We start from the raw sequence: 19,554 nt of genomic DNA, 5'->3' as shown, positions 1-19,554 counted from the left end.
TTCTGTACTTACCAATATTATGGGCACCCCTTATTTTCCTACCGACTGGCAAAATAAAATTCTCTACCTCGAAGATGTAGGAGAACAGATCTATGCCGTAGACAGGATGATGTCACAGCTACAACTGGGCGGGGTTCTGGAACAAATAAGTGGTTTTATCTTTGGAAAGTGTAGCGATTGTGACCCCGGAGGCGCCGGAGGTTATGGCTCCCTAACCCTGGAAGAAGTTCTGGACCACTATTTAAAGCCTTTGAAAATTCCGGCCTTTTCTGGAAGCATGATTGGGCACATTAGCGATAACTTCACTATTCCCAACGGAATACAGGCCAAAATGAACGCGAACGATGGAACTTTCACATTATTAAATCCGGCAGTTCGTTAATTTAGATCCGTAAGAAAGTCCGGCAATCCCTCACAATTCTTACTTTTATAAAAATTTTAAAGGCGTTCGGCAAATGACATTTTAAAGAAGTTTTGCCTCGGTATATGAAGTTGGAGAAAATTTCGTTTACTGAAAGGTCATTATGTGAAATGCTGAAGATTTTAAATACAGAGCTCATACATGAAGAAAGAAGGGCGCGAGGGAAGCAGGAGCTATAAAAAATAAATGACGGGGTGAATAAAGGAAGTAGTCATACCAAACCTAAAAAACCCGAAAATAAAAAGTCAACCCCATTCCCTTCATAAAGGAATGAGGAACTCATTAAATTTTAAAAAATTACCTAAACATCATGCGAAAAAGTTTTTTACTCCTCCTTTTTGTTACTGCTGGCTTCCTGATTTCCTGTGAAAAAGAACAGGATCCTTTCCTCATTACCTCTAATAGTATAGGACGATTGACCAGCGACATAAAAATTAATCAACTCGATTCAATTTTTGCTGAAGATTCGCTTGTAAAACAGGTGAGTAACAGCGAATTGTACAGGAAAAGCAATGAAATAGAAGTTTATGATAACCAGGGCAACAAACTCCTGTTGATCGAACCTGTGCAGGCATTTGACTCCACCAGTACCATTGGTTTCATCCAGGTACTCGACCCCCGTTATAAGACGGCCAAAGGTCTTGGAAAAGAAAGTACATTTCAGGATATTGTGCAGAACTACGATATTTCGAGAATTGAGAACACTCTAAGCGCAGCCGTGATTTTTATTGATGAATTGAACGTATATGTAACCATTGATAAAAAACAGCTGCCCGTAGAACTGCGCTATGATACGCAAACCCGCATACAGGCTTCCCAAATTCCCGATGATGCCAAAATCAAGTACTTTATGGTAGATTGGGATTAACTCTTTAATACATCTGAATGTCTTCTGAAAACCTTACCCGTTTAAATAAATATCTAAGTGAAGTGGGCTACTGCTCACGCCGTAAGGCCGATACTCTCATTGAACAGGGGCGGGTAACCATTAACGGCAAGGTCCCCGAAATGGGAACAAAAGTTAGCCCCGAAGATGAAGTGCGGGTGAACGGCGAACTCATTGTGCCTCCAAAAAAAGACAATGTCTACCTGGCTTTCAATAAACCTATAGGCATTGTTTGCACTACAAATCAGGCGGAAAAGAAGAATATTGTAGATTATATAAATTTCCCTACCCGAATCTTCCCCATTGGCAGACTCGACAAACCCAGTGAAGGTCTGATTTTACTCACCGACGACGGGGATATTGTCAATAAAATTCTTAGAGCGAGAAACAATCACGAAAAAGAGTACATAGTTACTGTAGACCGATTGATCACGCCTGACTTTCTAAAAAGAATGTCTTCAGGAATTCCCATTTTAGACACCGTTACCCGCGAGTGTGAGGTGGAACAATTGAGCAAGTTCGTTTTCAGGATTATCCTCACCCAGGGTTTAAACCGGCAAATTCGCAGAATGTGCGAGTACCTAGGTTATGAAGTAGTGAAGCTAAAGAGAATACGCATCATGAATATTGAACTTGATGTGCCAGTGGGGCAGTATCGTCATCTCACCCAAAAGGAACTGGACGACCTTGATCGCTTAACGGGAGAATCAAGTAAAACAGAAGATGCTTCTGTTGAGCAAAAACCAGCGAGTTCAAAGCCGAAACCCTCCAATACCACTTCCAAGAAAAACTTCGGAAAAAATCCGGAGAATCAGAAAAACTTCCGAAGTAAAAGAAGAAACCGGGAATCTTAACACTCAATTAAGCAAATGATTGAGCATATCTGCTTATTTTTAAGAAAAAAGATATGCCAGACAATCGCATCAAGAACGAAGATCAATACGAAGCCCTGAGAGATAAAGGGGCAAGTAAGGAGAAAGCTGCAAGAATTGCCAATTCTGAGAACACAGGTAAGAAAGGTGGTAAGGCCGATAAATATGAAGACCGTAGCAAAGACGATCTTTATAAGAAAGCCAAAGAGGTGGGGATAGAAGGACGTTCAAAAATGAGCAAGAAAGAACTTATCAACGCGTTACGCAACCATTAAAAAAATGCAGAAGATCCAACCTTTTCACCTAGCCATTCCCGTAGACAATCTGGAAAAGGCAAGAAAATTTTATAGAGAAACCTTAAACCTGGAAGAAGGAAGAAGTAGTGATCACTGGGTAGATTTCAATTTTTTTGGACATCAACTGGTAATACATTACAAAGCTGCTTCTGAAATTGACAATAGCGGCAGTAATCCTGTAGACGGAAAAGATGTGCCCATTCCACATTTTGGGGTGGTGCTGGATTGGGAAACTTTTAATTCCTTCTCGCAGGAATTAAAAACAAAAAATGTTGATTTTGTCATAGAGCCATACATTCGGTTTGAAGGACAGGCAGGAGAACAGGCCACCATGTTCTTTAAAGATCCCTGCGGAAACGCGCTGGAATTCAAAGCTTTTAAAAATATAGACCAGTTATTCGAGAAATAATTACTTTTCAATGAACAGATTAAAACCATCTTTAGTGCGACAACTGTTCGTACTACTCCTCATTATATTCATGCTGGTTTTAATCTTTCGGGAGATTTTACCTTATCTCTCAGGAGTGCTTGGCGCAATTACCCTTTATGTTGTGCTAAGAAAGCCTATGACCTGGTTGGTAGAAAAGCGATGGCAACCTGTATTAGCAGCCGCTTTGCTTATGTTCCTTTCCTTCATTGGGATCCTGGTACCTATCACCCTTACTGCCATCATGCTCACGTCAAAAATAGGCAAGGCTGTTGCAAATTCAGAAATGGTGTTGCAGGCAGTAAAGGATCAAATTAATGAAGCTGAGATCTATGTGGGTTATGATCTTAGCCAGAGTATTGATTCGGCCCGGGTGGCCAACTGGCTCTCTAACAACCTCCAGTCCCTTGGTGCCGGCACGTTTAACGCTTTTATAGCAATAAGTATTATGTATTTTTTGCTGTATTATATGTTGATGAACCGCGACAGGCTTAAAGATATGATCATTTCTTACATCCCGTTGGGTGAAAACAATCTTGAGGTTATAGGCCACGAAGGCGATGAAATGGTAAAATCTAATGCTTTAGGTATTCCACTGGTGGCGTTTTTCCAGGGAATAGTTGCATTAATTGGCTACCTCATTGTAGGCGTACCCGACCCCTTGTTCTGGTTCGTAATTACTGCCATTGGCGCCATGGTACCCTTTATTGGTACCGCCATAGGAATTGTACCAGTAACCATTCTGCTTTATTCAATGGGCATGGAATGGCAGGCGGTTTTTATTGTAATTTATGGCTTTGTGATCGTGGGAATTACAGACAATATCTTACGGCTTTACATTCTTAACCGCCTTGCCAGTGTACACCCGCTTATTACTCTTTTTGGGGTTGTGGTTGGGGTGCCATTGTTTGGGTTTATAGGGCTTATTTTCGGGCCTTTGCTCGTATCTCTGTTTTTGCTTATCTTAAAGATATACAAGCATGAATACGGAAAAACAGAAAACAAACTTTAACCATAAAACAAAAATGCTATGTTAGAAAATGTAAAGAAGAAGATCAACAAAGACTATCTGGAGACCGAAATTTCTAAAGTTAATGAAGGGGATTTGGATGTGGTCATGAAGAACAAAGATGCCATCGATAAAAAGTTAAAAGGTGCAGGCATGAAAAAATATGCCGAACTGGGAAAGCTTATGTTTGGTATGCTAAAAGACTATAGAAAAGGAGAATACAATCAAATGCCGTGGTTCACAATTGCCGCCATAGGATTGACCCTGCTCTACGTTTTTAATCCAATGGATATGCTACCCGACTTTCTTCCGGGAGTAGGCTATGTAGACGATTTTGCGCTTTTCACAATCGCCGTTCGGTTCATTGAATCCGATTTACATGCTTATCTCGACTGGAAAATCGATGAGGCTAAATTACTAAACGCCTAACCTGAATCTATTTAGCATTACTTCTTGCACGGTGCTCCTCCCGGGCCAGCAGTGTATTTTTAAGAAGCATGGCAATGGTCATAGGCCCAACTCCACCGGGCACCGGAGTGATGTAACTTGCCTTTTGTGAAACATTTTCAAAATCGACATCGCCCGTGATCCTGTAACCTTTTGGCTTGGTTTCATCGGGAACGCGGGTTATTCCCACATCAATTACCACAGCATCATCTTTTACCATTTCTGCTTTCAGGAAATTAGGAATTCCTACAGCAATGATAATGATATCGGCCTGTGAAGTGATTTGAGTAATGTTTTTTGTGAATTCGTGAGTAAGAGTTACCGTAGAATTACCCGGGAATCCCTGTCTCCCCATAAGGATACTCATGGGTCTTCCCACAATGTAACTACGACCAATCACGCAGGTGTGTTTTCCTTTGGTTGGGATGTTGTAACGCTCAAGCATCTCAAGAATCCCAAACGGTGTCGCAGGTATAAAGGAGGACATGTCGAGAGACATTTTTCCGAAGTTGGTAGGGTGAAAACCATCCACATCCTTATCGGCACTCACCGCTAAAAGCACTTTTTGAGTATTGATTTGTGGCGGAAGCGGTAGCTGCACTATAAAGCCATCAATATCGTCGTTGTTATTAAGCTCTTCAATCTTGGCCAGGAGTTCAATCTCGCTGGTGTTTGAAGACATGCGGTATTCGGAAGATTCAAATCCCACCCTTTTACACGCATTAACTTTGGCATTTACGTAGGTTAAGCTGGCGCCATCGCTACCAACAATAATGGCTGCCAAATGGGGGACCTTCTCCCCACGTTCTTTCATTTTTTGAACTTCCAGGGCAATTTCATCCTGAATTTCGTTGCTTAATTTTTTACCGTCGAGGAGCTCCATGTTTTAAGTGTGCAGTTATTAGTAATCAGTGGTCAGTGATCAGTGATCAGTTTTTAATATGTAATTTATTCTCTCTTCTTCACCCCAAATTTTCCGGGATTTAGGATCATGTAATTTATTAGTTTCCCAACCTCCTCACTCTCACCGACCAGTCTTTGATACTCAACCTCAGGAAGGTAGGAACATCTAAAGGCGTATTCAAGCCATACCTGAGTTTCAGAGTTTTCGGCATCTCCATCTGTCAGTTTACTGGCGAAGTGCCTTGGATAATCTCGTTTTCTATAAGCTTCAGCAATAGCAGCAGATACACTCCGGGAAGATCTCCTTATTTGATCAGCGAGAGAATAAATCTCTTCTCTTGGGAAGGATTTTGAAACTTCAAAAATCTGCATTGAAAGTTCAATGGACTTTTGATAAGCTAACAACTCCTGAAATCTCATAATACTGTTTTAGATCATGTTCGCTGCTCACTGAACACTGAGCACTGAACACTGGGCACCGATCACTGAACACTGACCACTTATTTCATTCCCTTCATCATCTGCATCATCTTTCTTCCGCCGCCGCCCTGCATCATTTTCATCATCTTACTCATTTGGCTAAACTGCTTTAAAAGCTGATTTACCTGTTGTACCGAGGTGCCCGATCCTTTTCCTATTCTTTTCTTACGTGAGGCGTTTATAACTGATGGTTTTGAACGTTCTTCTGGTGTCATCGAATGAATAATGGCTTCAATAGGCTTGAAAGCGTCATCATCAATCTCCACATCTTTCAGCATTTTTCCAGCTCCCGGGATCATCCCCATAAGGTCTTTCATAGACCCCATCTTCTTGATCTGCTGAAGCTGGTTCAAAAAGTCATCAAACCCAAATTCGTTCTTGGCTATCTTCTTCTGAAGTTTTCTCGCTTCTTCTTCGTCATATTGCTCCTGCGCCCTTTCAACAAGAGACACAACGTCTCCCATTCCAAGGATACGGTCGGCCATACGCGAAGGATAGAAAACATCAATCGCATCCATCTTCTCACCTGTACCAATAAATTTGATAGGCTTGTTTACTACAGACTTAATTGAGATCGCAGCTCCACCACGGGTATCCCCGTCAAGTTTTGTAAGGATAACCCCGTCGAAATTGAGTCGGTCGTTGAAGGCTTTGGCTGTATTAACAGCATCCTGCCCCGTCATGGAATCAACTACAAAAAGCGTTTCCTGCGGCTGGATGGCACTGTGAATATTTGCGATCTCGGTCATCATCGCTTCATCTACAGCAAGACGACCGGCGGTATCGATAATCACCACATTGTGACCGTTTGCTTTTGCGTGAGCAATGGCTGCTTTAGAAATAGCAACAGGATCCTGATTTCCTTCATCACTAAATACCTCAACCCCAACCTGATCTCCAACAACGTGCAACTGATTAATTGCTGCAGGACGATACACATCACAGGCAACTAAAAGAGGATTCTTAGATTTCTTGGTCTTTAAGTAATTTGCCAGCTTACCCGAAAAAGTGGTTTTACCACTCCCCTGAAGACCCGACATAAGAATAACCGATGGGTTCCCAGAAAGGTTAATCCCTTCGGCATCTCCACCCATAAGCGTGGTAAGCTCGTCTTTTACCAGCTTTACCATCATTTGTCCCGGCTTTAGAGCGGTAAGAACGTCTTGCCCAAGTGCCTTTTCCTTTACCTTAGAAGTAAATTCTTTGGCAATTTTATAATTGACATCGGCATCAACAAGGGCCCGCCTTACCTCTTTAAGAGTTTCGGCAACGTTAACTTCGGTAATCTGCCCATGTCCTTTGAGGACGTGTAATGCATTATCTAACTTATCACTTAAACTTTCGAACATATTCTCTCAGATTTAAATACTGCCGGGTTTTACAGGCAGTTGCAAATTTAATGATTTGAGGCTGAAGTGAAAACTTTCAACTTCACATCTGCTCCAAAAATGTCACTTTTCGGAAAAATTTTTAAACATTTCTTCGGAAGGGGTCTCAAAAATGACATTTTTAACACCTCTTGTTTACTTCTTAACTTGTACTCTGCCTCTAGTCTCGATACATTTTACTTTCGCTGCCGCTAAGGGAAAACACTCAACCTGACGGCAATTCTAAACCCTTACTTCTAATTTAGTAATTCTAACTTCCCAATTCCCCTGCCTGTCTTCTCGATACAAATTTTCCCCAGCTTCCGCGGGTCAAAATTCACTCGAAGTGACGGCAGTGCCACGTTCACACTTCTACCCTCTAATTTCTAAAATCTAACTTCCCCTACATTCTCTCGGGCACCTGAATTCCCAAAAGTGCGAACGAAGATTTGATCACATCTCCCACAGCTTTTGACAACTGCACCCTGAAGTTCTTTTCTGTCTCATCTTCGGTTCCCAAAATAGTCACATTTTGATAGAAACTATTGAATTCCTTTACCAGCTCATAGGTATAATTGGCTATAAGCGCCGGACTGTGATTTTCGGCTGCAAGCTGAACAGTTTCGGGGTAAAGCTGAAGCTGTTTGATGAGTTGTTTTTCTTTTTCATTCAGGCTGTACTCAAAAATAGGATTTGAGTAATCAAATTCAGCTTTTCTAAGTATAGACTGGATTCGGGCGTAGGTGTACTGTATAAACGGACCTGTATTTCCCTGGAAATCTACAGATTCTTCCGGATTAAACAGTATTCGCTTCCTCGGATCTACCTTCAGAATATAATATTTTAAGGCTCCCAGGCCTATAATCCGATAGAGTTCTTCTTTTTCAGCTTCCGAATAGCCATCGAGTTTCCCAAGCTCTTCAGAAATATTTTTGGCGGTGGCAGTCATTTCTTCAATAAGATCATCGGCATCTACCACGGTGCCTTCGCGGCTTTTCATTTTTCCACTAGGAAGATCTACCATTCCGTAGCTCAAATGGTAAAGATTTTCGGCCCATTCGTAACCCAATTTTTTCAGGATCAAAAAGAGCACTTTGAAGTGATAATCCTGCTCATTGCCCACGGTGTAAACCATCCCGTTGATATGGTAATCTTTTACACGCTGTATCGCTGTACCAATATCCTGTGTCATGTAAACCGCCGTACCATCGCTTCGCAAAACGATCTTTTCATCGAGGCCTTCATCGGTAAGATCTATCCATACACTACCATCATCCTTTCGGTAAAAAATGTCTTTTTCAAGACCTTCGGCAACTACGTTTTTACCGAGCAGGTAGGTGTTGCTTTCGTAATAATTTTTATCAAAATCGACCCCAAGTTTAGCATAAGTTTCCTCAAAACCATCATATACCCACTGGTTCATGGTCTTCCACAGCTCAACAACTTCAGCATCTCCCGCTTCCCATTTCCGCAACATTTCCTGGGCATCTTTTAAAATAGGGGCTTCAGCTTTTGCCTCATCTTCGGTCTTTCCCTGGGCCTGCAAATAAGAAACCTCCTCTTTGTAAGCCTTATCGAACTTCACATAGTAGTTCCCTACCAGTTTATCCCCTTTTAGACCTGTAGACTCAGGCGTTTCATCATTTCCAAATCTTTGCCACGCGAGCATAGACTTACAAATATGAATTCCGCGGTCATTGATGATCTGGGTTTTGTAAACTTTTTTTCCTGAAGCCTTCAGGATTTCAGAAACTGAATACCCCAAAAGGTTATTTCTGATGTGTCCTAAATGCAATGGTTTATTGGTGTTTGGCGAAGAATATTCTACCATGATAGATTCCTCACCTACAGAAGCTTTTCCGAAGTCAGGATCATCTTTTACTTTTCCGAAGAAATTGAGATAGTAAGCATCGGCCAGGACAATATTCAAAAACCCCTGAACTACGTTGAACTTTTCGATCTCTTGGTTATGGGCAACCAGGTAATCACCTATGGCTTCCCCAAGCTTTACAGGACTGGTTTTTATTTGCCTCAACATAGGAAATGTGACCAGGGTGATGTCACCTTCAAAGTCCTTTCGGGTAGGTTGAAACTCAACCGTCTCCAACGTTACATTAAAAATATTGCTAACCGCTTCTTTTACCTGTGCGGCGAGTACGTCCTGAACATTCATGTCTTTTATTTTTTTTACCTGCAGGCTTCTACAGGAAGTGGCAAAGATAACAGAATTTTGAGGTTGTATAAAGGGTTTGAGCGCAAATGCTTACCTTTAGAAAAAAAGAAAATGCTACTGAATATTTCCCGTGATTTTGCTGACAAGAGAGAAGAGATCAATGAACTGGTGGGCAAGCCTTTCACCCTTGAGGAAAGACAGGAGCTAAAAAAAACCAGCTTTAACGAACTGCCTGTCACGGCAGCAAGCATAGAAATTTATAACCTGCTCGTTTTAAATGAAGGCCAGGCACAAAATCACTGCAATATAGAGATGCGGCCAAAAGGAGTATTAATAAGCTTTAGTGCTGCCGGCGAAACTTATTCACTGGTAATTCCTTTTTTTAAGCTGAAGATTTACAAAGGTCGCGCTGAAGAATACTCTTTTTACAAAGACCAGTATTTTATTAAAATTCATGCCGGCGCCGGTCAAACCGAAGTACATAGTTTTATCAAAAAATTGCGTCACTACAAGGCAGATAAAGCTTTACCAAGAATAGAAGACCAGGAATAAGAGGCATCAAAAAAGCCCTTTTTGAAAGGGCTTGTAGTTTTATTTCTTCGGAAGAAAAATTTCGGCCAGCATACAGCGGGCACTGCCGCCCCCACAGGTTTCTATGGTGGTAAGGTCACTGCTCAAGATCTCACAATGCTTCTCAATAGCTGCAATTTGAACCGGGAGCAGGCTTTTTCTTGCCGCCTCACTCATTACCAGGTATTTTTTTTCATCCCTGCCCTGCACCTGCAACATATTGCCGGCATAATGATGTAATTGTGCTTCAGAAATCTCTATGATCTGCTTCCCGTCAGATTTTAAATGTTTTACCACATTTTTGCTCTCTTTAGGGTCGTCGATACTATCAAGGCAAATTACCGCGAAATTTTCGGCCAGGCACATCATCACATTGGTGTGATAGATAGGCATTCTGCGACCATCTACATCCTGATAGGCATTAAAAATTACCGGGGTAAGTTCAAAATCCTCACAAAATTCAATTAGCAATTCTTCATTGGCACGGGGTGAGAGCGCACAATAAGCCTTTTCATTGATCCTGTCAAGAATAAGCACACCGGTAGATTCAAGAAAAAGCTCTTCCTCCTCGGCGCTTGTATAGTCAATAACCTCTTTAATGAGAAAGCCCTCTGCTTCAATTTTATCAAAAACTTCAGCCCTGCGTTCCCTTCTGCGGTTTTCAGCAAAAAGAGGATAGATGGCTGCCGTTGCATCTTCGTGAAAAGTCACCCAGTTGTTTGGGAAGATCGAATCGGGTGTGTCGAATTTTTTATCGTCATCTACCACGATGACATTCACGCCAACATTGCGGAGTTTTTCAACGAACGCATCGAATTCTTCCTGGGCTTTTTTATTTATCTGCTCATTGTCGAGATGCAGGCCTTCCTGAAAATAGTTGTTCACAGCGGTTTGCTCATTCATCCTGAAGGCCACCGGCCGCACCATTAGTACAGTATCTGTAATTTGTTTCATGTACAATTAATCTCTTATAAGGGGCAGGGTTGAACAGCGCAACAATCCCTCTTGTTTTGCAATTTCGGCGTAGGGTACTTCTTCAACGGTCATCCCGTTTTCCCTAAGCCATGTGTTGAGTCGGGTGAAATTTCTTTCTGAAATCACCACATCTTCAGAAATTGAAAAGACATTCGAATTCATATCATACATTTCCTGCTGGGTAATTTCAAAAATATTTTCTTTTCCGAAGAAATTTACCAGCCACTCGTATTCCTTTTCATCAAGGAACCCGTCTTTATAGAGAATGGCCTTTCCTTTCCCTACCGGCTGAAAACAGCAGTCGAGGTGAAGCGCATTGTCTCTCGCTTCGGTATTGGACTTCCTAAGATTAAAGGAGTGAACCTTTTTATTGGGGAACATCTTCCTGATGTGCTCTACTCCATTGAGATTGGTTCGCGCAGTGATAAACTGGGGATAATCTTCGCCATAATAAGCACCTATAAAAAGATGATCGTTGTAAAGCATTACGTCCCCCCCTTCTACATGAACATCTTCGGGCAGCTCGATCACCTTATTGGGGTCAATCTGGTCAATAACATATTGAATAGCCTCAATTTCCTCTTCACGATCTGGGAGAATGTTGGCCTTTATAAACATGTCGTCAATCACAAAAGCTATATCGCGTGTAAAGATCTGGTTGAGATCTTTTACGAGATTTGGACGAAAAACCTGAACATCATATTTTTCCAATACCTCCCGCACAGCTTCCATCTCCTTCACAATATCTTCTTCTAAAGGGTAGGTGCCGGCCTTGATATGCTCTGCCGATTTTGGATCGTAGGCATTCTCATATTCGGGTGTTGGTCCCGGACTCTCAGCCGTTCCCAGGATCACGGCCCTAAGACGGGAAGTCTCATTTTTAATATTTAGTTTCATCATAAACTCCCAATTTGGCTGCAAATATAAGAAAAGGAACACTCCTCTATAAATGCATAAAATCTTTATTTACAGCACTTTTTTTATAAAATTATTTTCTACGGAAGGATTTACTCCGGGTATCTCTGTGAGTGAGAAAATTAGATTTACCTGGCACCTGAAAAAAGAAAAACTCCACAAAAAGTGGAGTTTTTACTTTAATTATTAATTGAGCATCCTATCTCTTTTCAATTTCTTTGAAAGCACGTTTAGTCTCTCCAATATAAACCTGTCTTGGACGGCCAATTGGTTCTTTTCTAAGGCGCATTTCTCTCCATTGTGCAATCCAGCCCGGAAGACGGCCAACTGCAAACATTACTGTAAACATCTCTGTCGGGATACCCATAGCACGGTAAATAATACCAGAATAGAAATCTACGTTTGGATAAAGTTTTCTCTCTACAAAGTACGGATCTTCTAAAGCTGTCTTTTCAAGACTCTTGGCAATCTCCAGAATTGGATCTTCAACACCCAGCTGGCCAAGTACTTCATCGGCAGCTTTCTTTATAATTCTTGCCCTTGGGTCAAAGTTTTTATACACCCTGTGCCCAAAGCCCATTAGCCTGAAAGGATCGTCTTTATCTTTTGCTTTTGCAATGAATTTTGAAGTATCTCCACCATCTGCTTTGATCTCCTCAAGCATCTCGATTACAGCCTGGTTTGCCCCACCGTGAAGCGGACCCCACAATGCAGAAACTCCTGCCGAAATTGAAGCGAATAAACCTGCATGAGAAGAACCTACAATTCTCACTGTGGAAGTAGAACAGTTTTGCTCGTGATCTGCATGAAGGATAAGCAACTTATCTAGCGCATCGACCAAAATCTTGTTCTGCTTGTAAGTCTTTTTTGAGTTATCATCCTGGAACATCATTTTCAGGAGGCTCTCTACATAACCAATGTTGGTATCTTTATTAAAGAGCACCTGGTTGTTCTTCTTGCGTAAAGTCCATGCTGCAAGAACAGGGAATTTTGCAAGGATCTTCACTATGGCCCGGTACATATCTTCTTCAGACTCAACATTCACCGACTTTGGATTAAAAGCGGTTAGTGCACTGGTAAGAGAAGCCAGGACCCCCATTGGGTGAGCTGTTTGAGGAAACCCTTTAAGCACAGTTTTCATATCCTCATTCACGATGCTTTGATCGAGAATATCGGTATTAAAATTTTGCAACTGCACCTCAGTTGGTAATTCCCCAAAAATTAAAAGATAAGCTACTTCTAGAAAATCGGCTTTTTCAGCTAATTCTTCAATGGAATATCCACGGTATCTCAAGATCCCCTCTTCTCCATCAAGAAAAGTAATTGCACTCTCACAAGCACCCGTATTTTTATATCCGGGATCTAAGGTTATTGCTCCACTTTGCCCTCGCAACTGCGTAATATCCAGGGCAACTTCTTTCTCTGTGCCTACAACCATTGGCAGGTCATAGGTCTTTCCATCAATTTTTATAGTAGCTACTTTTGACATATTTGTTATGGATTTTCTTATGATTTATTTTCAGGATTGCTAATTTACAAAATTCTACCTTATTTTTCGGCAGCACACAGCTTTTCCTCAAAGGCCCAAGTACTGAAAACAAGCCTAAAAGCTTATTAGAAATGACGAAAAAACAGTTATCTCCCTAATTCTGAACTCTCTTAAAAATAGGAAGATCAAAATATTGCAGAGATGACGAATATCATGTTCTAAAAGAAAAAGCCTTTCCCGAAGGGGAAAGGCTTAGAAAAAAGGTGAAGTACCTGTTATAATTTAACCTTGAAAGCTTTTTCCTGCGGGAAATAAGCTACACTTCCTAGTTCTTCTTCAATGCGAAGAAGCTGGTTGTATTTTGCCATACGGTCACTACGCGAAGCAGAACCGGTTTTAATTTGACCTGTGTTAAGTGCCACAGCTAAATCGGCAATAGTATTATCTTCGGTCTCTCCCGAACGGTGCGACATTACAGAGGTATAACCTGCGTTGTGCGCCATGTTCACTGCCGAAATAGTTTCGGTAAGCGTACCAATCTGGTTCACTTTAATAAGGATAGAGTTCGCTATGTTGTTTTCTATTCCTTTTGAAAGACGCTCTACGTTAGTTACAAACAAGTCATCTCCTACAAGCTGAACTTTATCTCCAACTTTTTCTGTAAGAGCTTTCCATCCCTCCCAGTCGTTTTCGTCCATTCCATCTTCTATAGAAATGATTGGATATTTTGAAACAAGTTCAGCAAGGTATTCTGCCTGTTCCTGGCTGCTTCTTACCTTCCCGCTTTCTCCTTCAAATTTGGTGTAGTCATACTTGCCATTTTCGTAGAATTCAGCCGAAGCACAATCTAGAGCAATCATCACTTCTTCACCCGGTTTGTAACCTGCGTTTTTGATAGATTGTAAAATAGTATCTAAAGCATCTTCTGTTCCGTCTAAAGTTGGCGCAAAACCACCTTCATCACCCACAGCAGTGCTTAGACCTCTCTTGTGAAGTACTTTTTTGAGGTTATGGAAAATCTCAGTACCCATTTTAAGAGCTTCAGAAAAATTCTTGGCCTTTACGGGCATCACCATGAACTCCTGAAACGCAATAGGAGCGTCACTGTGAGAGCCACCGTTAATAATATTCATCATGGGAACAGGAAGCGTGTTTGCGCTCACACCACCCACGTAGCGATACAACGGCATATTAAGTTCATTTGCCGCAGCCTTTGCTACTGCCAAAGAAACACCAAGAATGGCATTTGCCCCAAGCTTAGATTTGTTCTTTGTACCGTCAAGCTCAATCATTACCTGGTCAATAATATTTTGATCGAAAACAGAATATCCAAGAAGCTCTTCAGCAATTACTTCATTCACGTTCTTTATAGCCTGTAGCACACCTTTACCCATGTAATCACTGCCACCATCACGTAGTTCAACCGCTTCATGTTCCCCGGTAGAGGCTCCTGAAGGGACTGCTGCTCTTCCAATGGTTCCATTTTCAGTTTCTACATCAACTTCAACAGTTGGATTACCGCGAGAATCAAAAATCTGGCGGGCATGTATGTTTATTATAACGCTCATATTTAGAAATTTTAATTAATTATCTTTTTTAGCCCCTGCAAGATACGAATACTTCAAAAGAATAGTAAAAACCAAAGCCTTTAGTTCAAAGGAATTAAGAGAAATTTATTAACGAGAACGATGTAGATAGCTTCTAAATCTTCGGAAGCGCGGTTTCAAATTTCCCCAGGTTAAAAACAGCAGAATTTCTTCGGAAATTTCTTCAAAAACTTAAAGGAAGTTGCCATTATTCCCTTCGGAAAAAGTTCAGAAAAATGCTGAAAATTTATTCAGTAACTACTTCCGAAGGAAAAATAATCTTAGCCTGAAATTTACTTCAGAAATAAAAAGACAAAAAAAATTACCCTTCAAAAATGGCATTTTTGAAGGGTAATGCTACACATTGATCTTCTGAAAATTATTCAGCTGTGATTTCTTGGCCTATTAGGTTGTGAATAAACTCATCGAACAGATAATGAGCATCATTTGGCCCGGGACTGGCTTCAGGATGATACTGAACTGAGAAACAGTTCTTATTTTTCATCCTAATTCCTGCCACGGTTTGATCATTTAGGTGCGTATGGGTCACAACAACATCGGGATGGGCTTCAGTTTCCTCTTTATTCACTGAAAAACCATGATTTTGTGAGGTAATCTCCCCTTTTCCGGTTTCCAGGTTAAGAATAGGATGATTTATCCCCCTGTGGCCATGGTGCATTTTGTATGTTGAGATGCCATTTGCCAGGGCAATGATCTGGTGACCAAGGCAAATTCCAAAAAGCGGTTTATCTTCAGCAATTATATCTTTAGCCACCTGAATGGCATTTTTGAGAGGTTCGGGATCGCCGGGACCATTGGAAAGAAGGTAACCGTTTGGCTCCCACTCTTTCATTTGGGCATAAGTAGTATCATAAGGAAACACCTTGCAATATACATCACGTGAAGCCAGGTGCTTTAAAATGCTCTTTTTGACCCCCACATCAAGTACGGCGACTTTAAAGCGGGCAGATTCATTTCCGAAGAAATAAGGCTCTTTGGTAGAAACCTTTGAGGCAAGTTCGAGACCGTTCATATCGGGAACATTGGCAAGTTCCTGCTTCAGGGCCTCTAAATCTTCAAACTGGGTGGTTAAAACTGCATTCATAGCCCCATTTTCCCTGATATAGGTAACCAGGGCACGGGTATCAATATCTGATATCGCGAAGAGCTCACTGCGATCAAGGAATTGCTGAAGCGTTTCATTGGCTGCAGGACGCGATTGATAATAACTGAAATTCTTGCACACCAAACCAGAGATCTGGGCTTTCTCAGCTTCTTTCTCATTTTCATTTGCACCGTAATTACCTATATGGGCATTGGTGGTGACCATAATTTGCCCGAAATAAGACGGATCTGTAAAAATTTCCTGGTATCCTGTCATTCCCGTGTTGAAACAGACCTCTCCAAAGGCCTTTCCATCCTTATCTCCCACCGCTTTGCCATGGAAGATGGTGCCGTCTTCAAGTAGTAAAATGGCTTTTTTTCTTGCTTGGTATTTCATGATTGCTCGTCTTTATCCTTCACAAAAATAAATTTTATTAAGGATTATTTGATTTTAAATTTCGGTTTCAAAGTAACTTTTTTGGCACCCTGGCGTGAGGGTATAAAAAAAGGATAAGCTTTAACGGCTTATCCTTTTTAAGAAATTAAGAATCAAGAATCATATCTATTCCTTGTTTCCTTCGTCTTTTTTATCTTCAGCAGAAGCCTCAGGTTTTGCTTGTGCAGCATCAGAAGACTTTTTACTTCTACCAGCTCTACGAGTAGATTTCTTCTTCTCTGGCTTATTCACGTTATAGATTTCGTTGTAATCTACAAGTTCAATAAGTGCCATATCTGCATTATCACCTAACCTGTTTCCAAGTTTAATGATCCTGGTGTATCCTCCCGGACGATCACCAACCTTAGGAGCAATCTCGCGGAACAATTCAGAAATTGCATTCTTGTCGCGAAGTTTGCTAAATACTATTCTCCTGTTGTGAGTAGTATCTTCTTTAGACTTGGTTACCAATGGTTCAACAAATTGCTTTAAAGCTTTTGCTTTTGCCACAGTAGTGTTAATACGTTTGTGCTCAATTAGAGAACAAGCCATATTTGCAAGCATAGCCTTACGGTGTGCTGTTTGTCTACCCAGGTGATTTGTCTTTTTTCCGTGTCTCATGACGTTTTTTGTTTCATCATCTTGCTGCGACCCATTTTGAGGAGCAAATTATGATGGTTATTATTTTGTTTTATTGACTACTGCGTATTTACGCGACTAGTCTTTATCTAATTTATATTTTGAAAGATCCATTCCAAAGTTCAGTCCTTTGTTGTTTACCAACTCTTCAAGTTCGGTAAGCGATTTTTTACCAAAGTTTCTGAACTTCATAAGGTCATTCTTGTTGTAAGATACTAAGTCACCAAGGGTATCAACTTCTGCAGCTTTAAGACAGTTCAATGCTCTAACTGAAAGGTCCATATCAACTAACTTGGTTTTTAGCAACTGACGCATATGAAGGGATTCTTCATCGTAAGTCTCAGTCTGTGCAATCTCATCGGCCTCCAGAGTGATGCGTTCGTCAGAGAACAGCATAAAATGGTGGATCAAAGTTTTAGCAGCTTCGGTAAGAGCTTCTTTAGGATGAATAGAACCATCTGTAGAAATCTCGAAAACCAATTTTTCATAATCGGTCTTTTGCTCTACCCTATAGTTTTCGATGCTATATTTTACATTCTTTACAGGAGTGTAAATAGAATCTGTGTAGATCGTACCGATAGGTGCATTTGGCTTCTTATTCTCTTCAGCTGGAACGTATCCTCTACCCTTTTCTACAGTAACCTCCATGTTAAGGTTCACTTTCTTATCCATGTTACAGATCACTAAATCGGGATTAAGGATTTGGAAACCTGAGATGAATTTTTGGAAGTGACCAGCAGTTAATTGCTCCTGACCAGATACAGAAATGGTAACGGCTTCATTGTCTATTTCATCAATTTGCCTTTTAAACCTGATCTGTTTAAGATTCAAGATTATTTCGGTTACGTCTTCTACTACCCCGGGGATAGTTGAGAATTCGTGCTCTACTCCTTCGATGCGAACCGAAGTAATAGCGAACCCTTCAAGTGAAGATAAAAGCACTCTTCTTAGAGCGTTACCAACAGTCAATCCATAACCTGGTTCCAAAGGGCGAAATTCAAATTTCCCTTCGAAATCGGTTGAATCAATCATTATAACTTTATCGGGCTTCTGAAAATTTAATATTGCCATATTACGACTTCTGTGAATTATTATTTCGAATATAATTCGACGATGAATTGTTCATTGATATTTTCCGGAATTTGTACTCTTGCCGGAACAGAAACATAAGTTCCCTGTTTGGTCTCGTTGTTAAACGTGATCCATTCGTAGACACTGCTAGAATTAGCTAATGAATCCTGGATGGCAGTTAAGGATTTTGATTTCTCTCTTACTCCTACAACATCTCCTGCTTTTAACTGGTAAGATGGAATGTTTACCAACTCTCCATTCACAGTTAAATGCCTGTGAGAAACCAATTGTCTTGCAGCACGTCTAGATGGGGCAATTCCCATTCTATATACCACGTTGTCTAAACGAGACTCACATAATTGTAAAAGCACCTCCCCGGTAATTCCCTGGGCACGTGTTGCTTTTTCAAACATGTTTCTGAATTGACGCTCAAGAATACCATAGGTATACTTAGCTTTTTGCTTTTCCATTAACTGGACAGCGTATTCAGATTTTTTTCCGCGACGACGGTTGTTACCGTGTTGTCCCGGAGGATAGTTTCTTTTTTCAAAAGATTTGTCATCTCCGAAAATAGCTTCCCCGAACTTACGGGCGATTTTAGTCTTTGGACCAGTATATCTTGCCATTGAAAAATTTGTTATAAAGCAAGCGATCGTGGAATTAAGGTCACTGTCCTTCGCAGATCTTTTGCTTACTTTTGTTTATACTTGTTAATTAAACTCTACGTCTTTTTGGAGGACGACATCCGTTGTGTGGAAGTGGAGTAACATCGATGATCTCGGTCACTTCAATACCAGCATTGTGAAGGGAACGAATAGCAGATTCTCTACCGTTTCCTGGTCCTTTCACAAAAACCTTTACCTTACGAAGACCTGCTTCGTGTGCCACTTTTGATGCGTCTTCTGCAGCCAATTGTGCTGCATAAGGAGTATTTTTCTTAGACCCTCTAAAGCCCATTTTACCGGCAGAGGACCATGAGATAACATCTCCTTTTTTATTGGTCAACGAAATGATAATGTTGTTGAAAGAAGCAGTAACATGCGCTTCTCCAATAGACTCAACATTTACCTTACGCTTCTTTTGAGTTGCTTTTGCTTTTGCCATCCTACTTATTATTTAGTTGCTTTCTTCTTGTTTGCAACTGTTTTTCTTCTTCCTTTTCTGGTTCTGGAGTTGTTTTTAGTTCTTTGTCCTCTTAACGGTAATCCCGCTCTGTGACGAATTCCTCTATAACTTCCAATATCCATTAAGCGTTTAATGCTCAACTGGATCTCTGAACGCAATTCACCTTCTATTTTAAAAGATCCAACGGCCTCACGAATTCTTCCGATTTCGTCATCATTCCAATCGGAAACTTTTTTTCCTTCTTCTACGTTGGCCTCTTTAAGAATTTCCTGAGCTCTGCTCTTTCCAATTCCGAAGATATAGGTCAATGCTATAACGCCTCGCTTTTGTTTTGGTATATCAACACCTGCAATTCTAGCCATA

21 protein-coding genes and 1 pseudogene are annotated in these 19,554 nt (G+C 40.9%); 8 read left to right on the top strand and 14 right to left on the bottom strand.

The window, feature by feature from the left end:
• The 7 genes and pseudogenes from OQ279_RS12535 to OQ279_RS12505 all read left to right on the top strand — a co-directional run.
• A pseudogene (locus OQ279_RS12535) lies at positions 1–382 on the top strand (LD-carboxypeptidase); the annotation flags it as partial.
• Between the two features lie 349 nt (positions 383–731).
• Positions 732–1,289 carry a hypothetical protein gene (locus OQ279_RS12530; protein ID WP_266070272.1) on the top strand — a complete coding sequence of 186 codons (558 nt, stop codon included), beginning with the start codon at positions 732–734 and terminating at the stop codon, positions 1,287–1,289.
• Positions 1,290–1,306: 17 nt separating this feature from the next.
• Entirely contained in the window at positions 1,307–2,161 is an 855-nt protein-coding gene (gene rluF, locus OQ279_RS12525) for a 23S rRNA pseudouridine(2604) synthase RluF (RefSeq protein ID WP_266070271.1), read from the top strand.
• 53 nt (positions 2,162–2,214) lie between these two features.
• Complete coding sequence (locus tag OQ279_RS12520; protein ID WP_266070270.1) at positions 2,215–2,454, top strand: DUF7218 family protein; 240 nt, start codon at positions 2,215–2,217, stop codon at positions 2,452–2,454.
• A 4-nt stretch (positions 2,455–2,458) separates the two neighbouring features.
• A complete protein-coding gene (locus OQ279_RS12515) occupies positions 2,459–2,884 on the top strand; it encodes a VOC family protein (RefSeq protein ID WP_266070269.1) in 426 nt (141 codons plus the stop codon).
• A gap of 10 nt (positions 2,885–2,894) precedes the next feature.
• Positions 2,895–3,914, top strand: a complete 1,020-nt coding sequence (locus OQ279_RS12510; protein ID WP_266070267.1) for an AI-2E family transporter — start codon at positions 2,895–2,897, stop codon at positions 3,912–3,914.
• Positions 3,915–3,932: 18 nt separating this feature from the next.
• Positions 3,933–4,340: a YkvA family protein gene (locus OQ279_RS12505; RefSeq protein ID WP_266070266.1), complete on the top strand. Its 408-nt coding sequence runs from the start codon at positions 3,933–3,935 to the stop codon at positions 4,338–4,340.
• 7 nt (positions 4,341–4,347) lie between these two features.
• Here the strand turns inward: OQ279_RS12505 and OQ279_RS12500 are convergent, their stop codons facing one another.
• The 4 genes from OQ279_RS12500 to argS form a co-directional block, all read right to left on the bottom strand.
• Positions 4,348–5,241 (bottom strand): bifunctional 5,10-methylenetetrahydrofolate dehydrogenase/5,10-methenyltetrahydrofolate cyclohydrolase, encoded by an 894-nt coding sequence (locus tag OQ279_RS12500; protein ID WP_266070265.1) that lies wholly within the window; start codon positions 5,239–5,241, stop codon positions 4,348–4,350.
• Positions 5,242–5,306: 65 nt separating this feature from the next.
• On the bottom strand, positions 5,307–5,681 hold the full coding sequence (locus tag OQ279_RS12495) for a four helix bundle protein (protein WP_266070264.1): 375 nt from the start codon (positions 5,679–5,681) through the stop codon (positions 5,307–5,309).
• 80 nt (positions 5,682–5,761) lie between these two features.
• Positions 5,762–7,090, bottom strand: a complete 1,329-nt coding sequence (ffh, locus tag OQ279_RS12490) for a signal recognition particle protein (protein ID WP_266070263.1) — start codon at positions 7,088–7,090, stop codon at positions 5,762–5,764.
• Between the two features lie 421 nt (positions 7,091–7,511).
• Entirely contained in the window at positions 7,512–9,281 is a 1,770-nt protein-coding gene (gene argS / locus OQ279_RS12485) for an arginine--tRNA ligase (protein WP_266070262.1), read from the bottom strand.
• 111 nt (positions 9,282–9,392) lie between these two features.
• Between argS and OQ279_RS12480 the strand changes: the two genes are divergently transcribed.
• Positions 9,393–9,833, top strand: a complete 441-nt coding sequence (locus tag OQ279_RS12480; protein WP_266070261.1) for a hypothetical protein — start codon at positions 9,393–9,395, stop codon at positions 9,831–9,833.
• A 39-nt stretch (positions 9,834–9,872) separates the two neighbouring features.
• Here the strand turns inward: OQ279_RS12480 and ctlX are convergent, their stop codons facing one another.
• From ctlX to rpsM, 10 genes are all read right to left on the bottom strand, one after another.
• Positions 9,873–10,805 carry a citrulline utilization hydrolase CtlX gene (gene ctlX, locus OQ279_RS12475; RefSeq protein WP_266070260.1) on the bottom strand — a complete coding sequence of 311 codons (933 nt, stop codon included), beginning with the start codon at positions 10,803–10,805 and terminating at the stop codon, positions 9,873–9,875.
• Positions 10,806–10,811: 6 nt separating this feature from the next.
• Positions 10,812–11,726 carry a dimethylarginine dimethylaminohydrolase family protein gene (locus OQ279_RS12470; RefSeq protein WP_266070259.1) on the bottom strand — a complete coding sequence of 305 codons (915 nt, stop codon included), beginning with the start codon at positions 11,724–11,726 and terminating at the stop codon, positions 10,812–10,814.
• Positions 11,727–11,940: 214 nt separating this feature from the next.
• A complete protein-coding gene (locus OQ279_RS12465; protein ID WP_266070258.1) occupies positions 11,941–13,230 on the bottom strand; it encodes a citrate synthase in 1,290 nt (429 codons plus the stop codon).
• Positions 13,231–13,505: 275 nt separating this feature from the next.
• Entirely contained in the window at positions 13,506–14,798 is a 1,293-nt protein-coding gene (eno, locus tag OQ279_RS12460) for a phosphopyruvate hydratase (protein ID WP_266070257.1), read from the bottom strand.
• Positions 14,799–15,195: 397 nt separating this feature from the next.
• On the bottom strand, positions 15,196–16,317 hold the full coding sequence (gene carA, locus OQ279_RS12455) for a glutamine-hydrolyzing carbamoyl-phosphate synthase small subunit (RefSeq protein WP_266070256.1): 1,122 nt from the start codon (positions 16,315–16,317) through the stop codon (positions 15,196–15,198).
• A gap of 165 nt (positions 16,318–16,482) precedes the next feature.
• On the bottom strand, positions 16,483–16,977 hold the full coding sequence (gene rplQ, locus OQ279_RS12450; RefSeq protein WP_266070255.1) for a 50S ribosomal protein L17: 495 nt from the start codon (positions 16,975–16,977) through the stop codon (positions 16,483–16,485).
• Between the two features lie 96 nt (positions 16,978–17,073).
• Complete coding sequence (locus OQ279_RS12445) at positions 17,074–18,066, bottom strand: DNA-directed RNA polymerase subunit alpha (protein ID WP_266070254.1); 993 nt, start codon at positions 18,064–18,066, stop codon at positions 17,074–17,076.
• A 20-nt stretch (positions 18,067–18,086) separates the two neighbouring features.
• Positions 18,087–18,692 (bottom strand): 30S ribosomal protein S4, encoded by a 606-nt coding sequence (rpsD, locus tag OQ279_RS12440; RefSeq protein ID WP_266070253.1) that lies wholly within the window; start codon positions 18,690–18,692, stop codon positions 18,087–18,089.
• Positions 18,693–18,780: 88 nt separating this feature from the next.
• Positions 18,781–19,170 carry a 30S ribosomal protein S11 gene (rpsK, locus tag OQ279_RS12435; RefSeq protein ID WP_265162665.1) on the bottom strand — a complete coding sequence of 130 codons (390 nt, stop codon included), beginning with the start codon at positions 19,168–19,170 and terminating at the stop codon, positions 18,781–18,783.
• 8 nt (positions 19,171–19,178) lie between these two features.
• Positions 19,179–19,553, bottom strand: coding sequence for a 30S ribosomal protein S13 (rpsM, locus tag OQ279_RS12430; protein ID WP_168139061.1), 375 nt, complete (start codon positions 19,551–19,553; stop codon positions 19,179–19,181).
• Position 19,554: the final 1 nt, after the last annotated feature.

Origin of the sequence: Salinimicrobium profundisediminis (genome assembly GCF_026241755.1) — a bacterium.
GTDB lineage: Bacteria > Bacteroidota > Bacteroidia > Flavobacteriales > Flavobacteriaceae > Salinimicrobium > Salinimicrobium profundisediminis.
The sequence above is the reverse complement of the archived record's forward strand: the minus strand, read 5'-3'. Positions and strand labels throughout refer to the sequence as shown.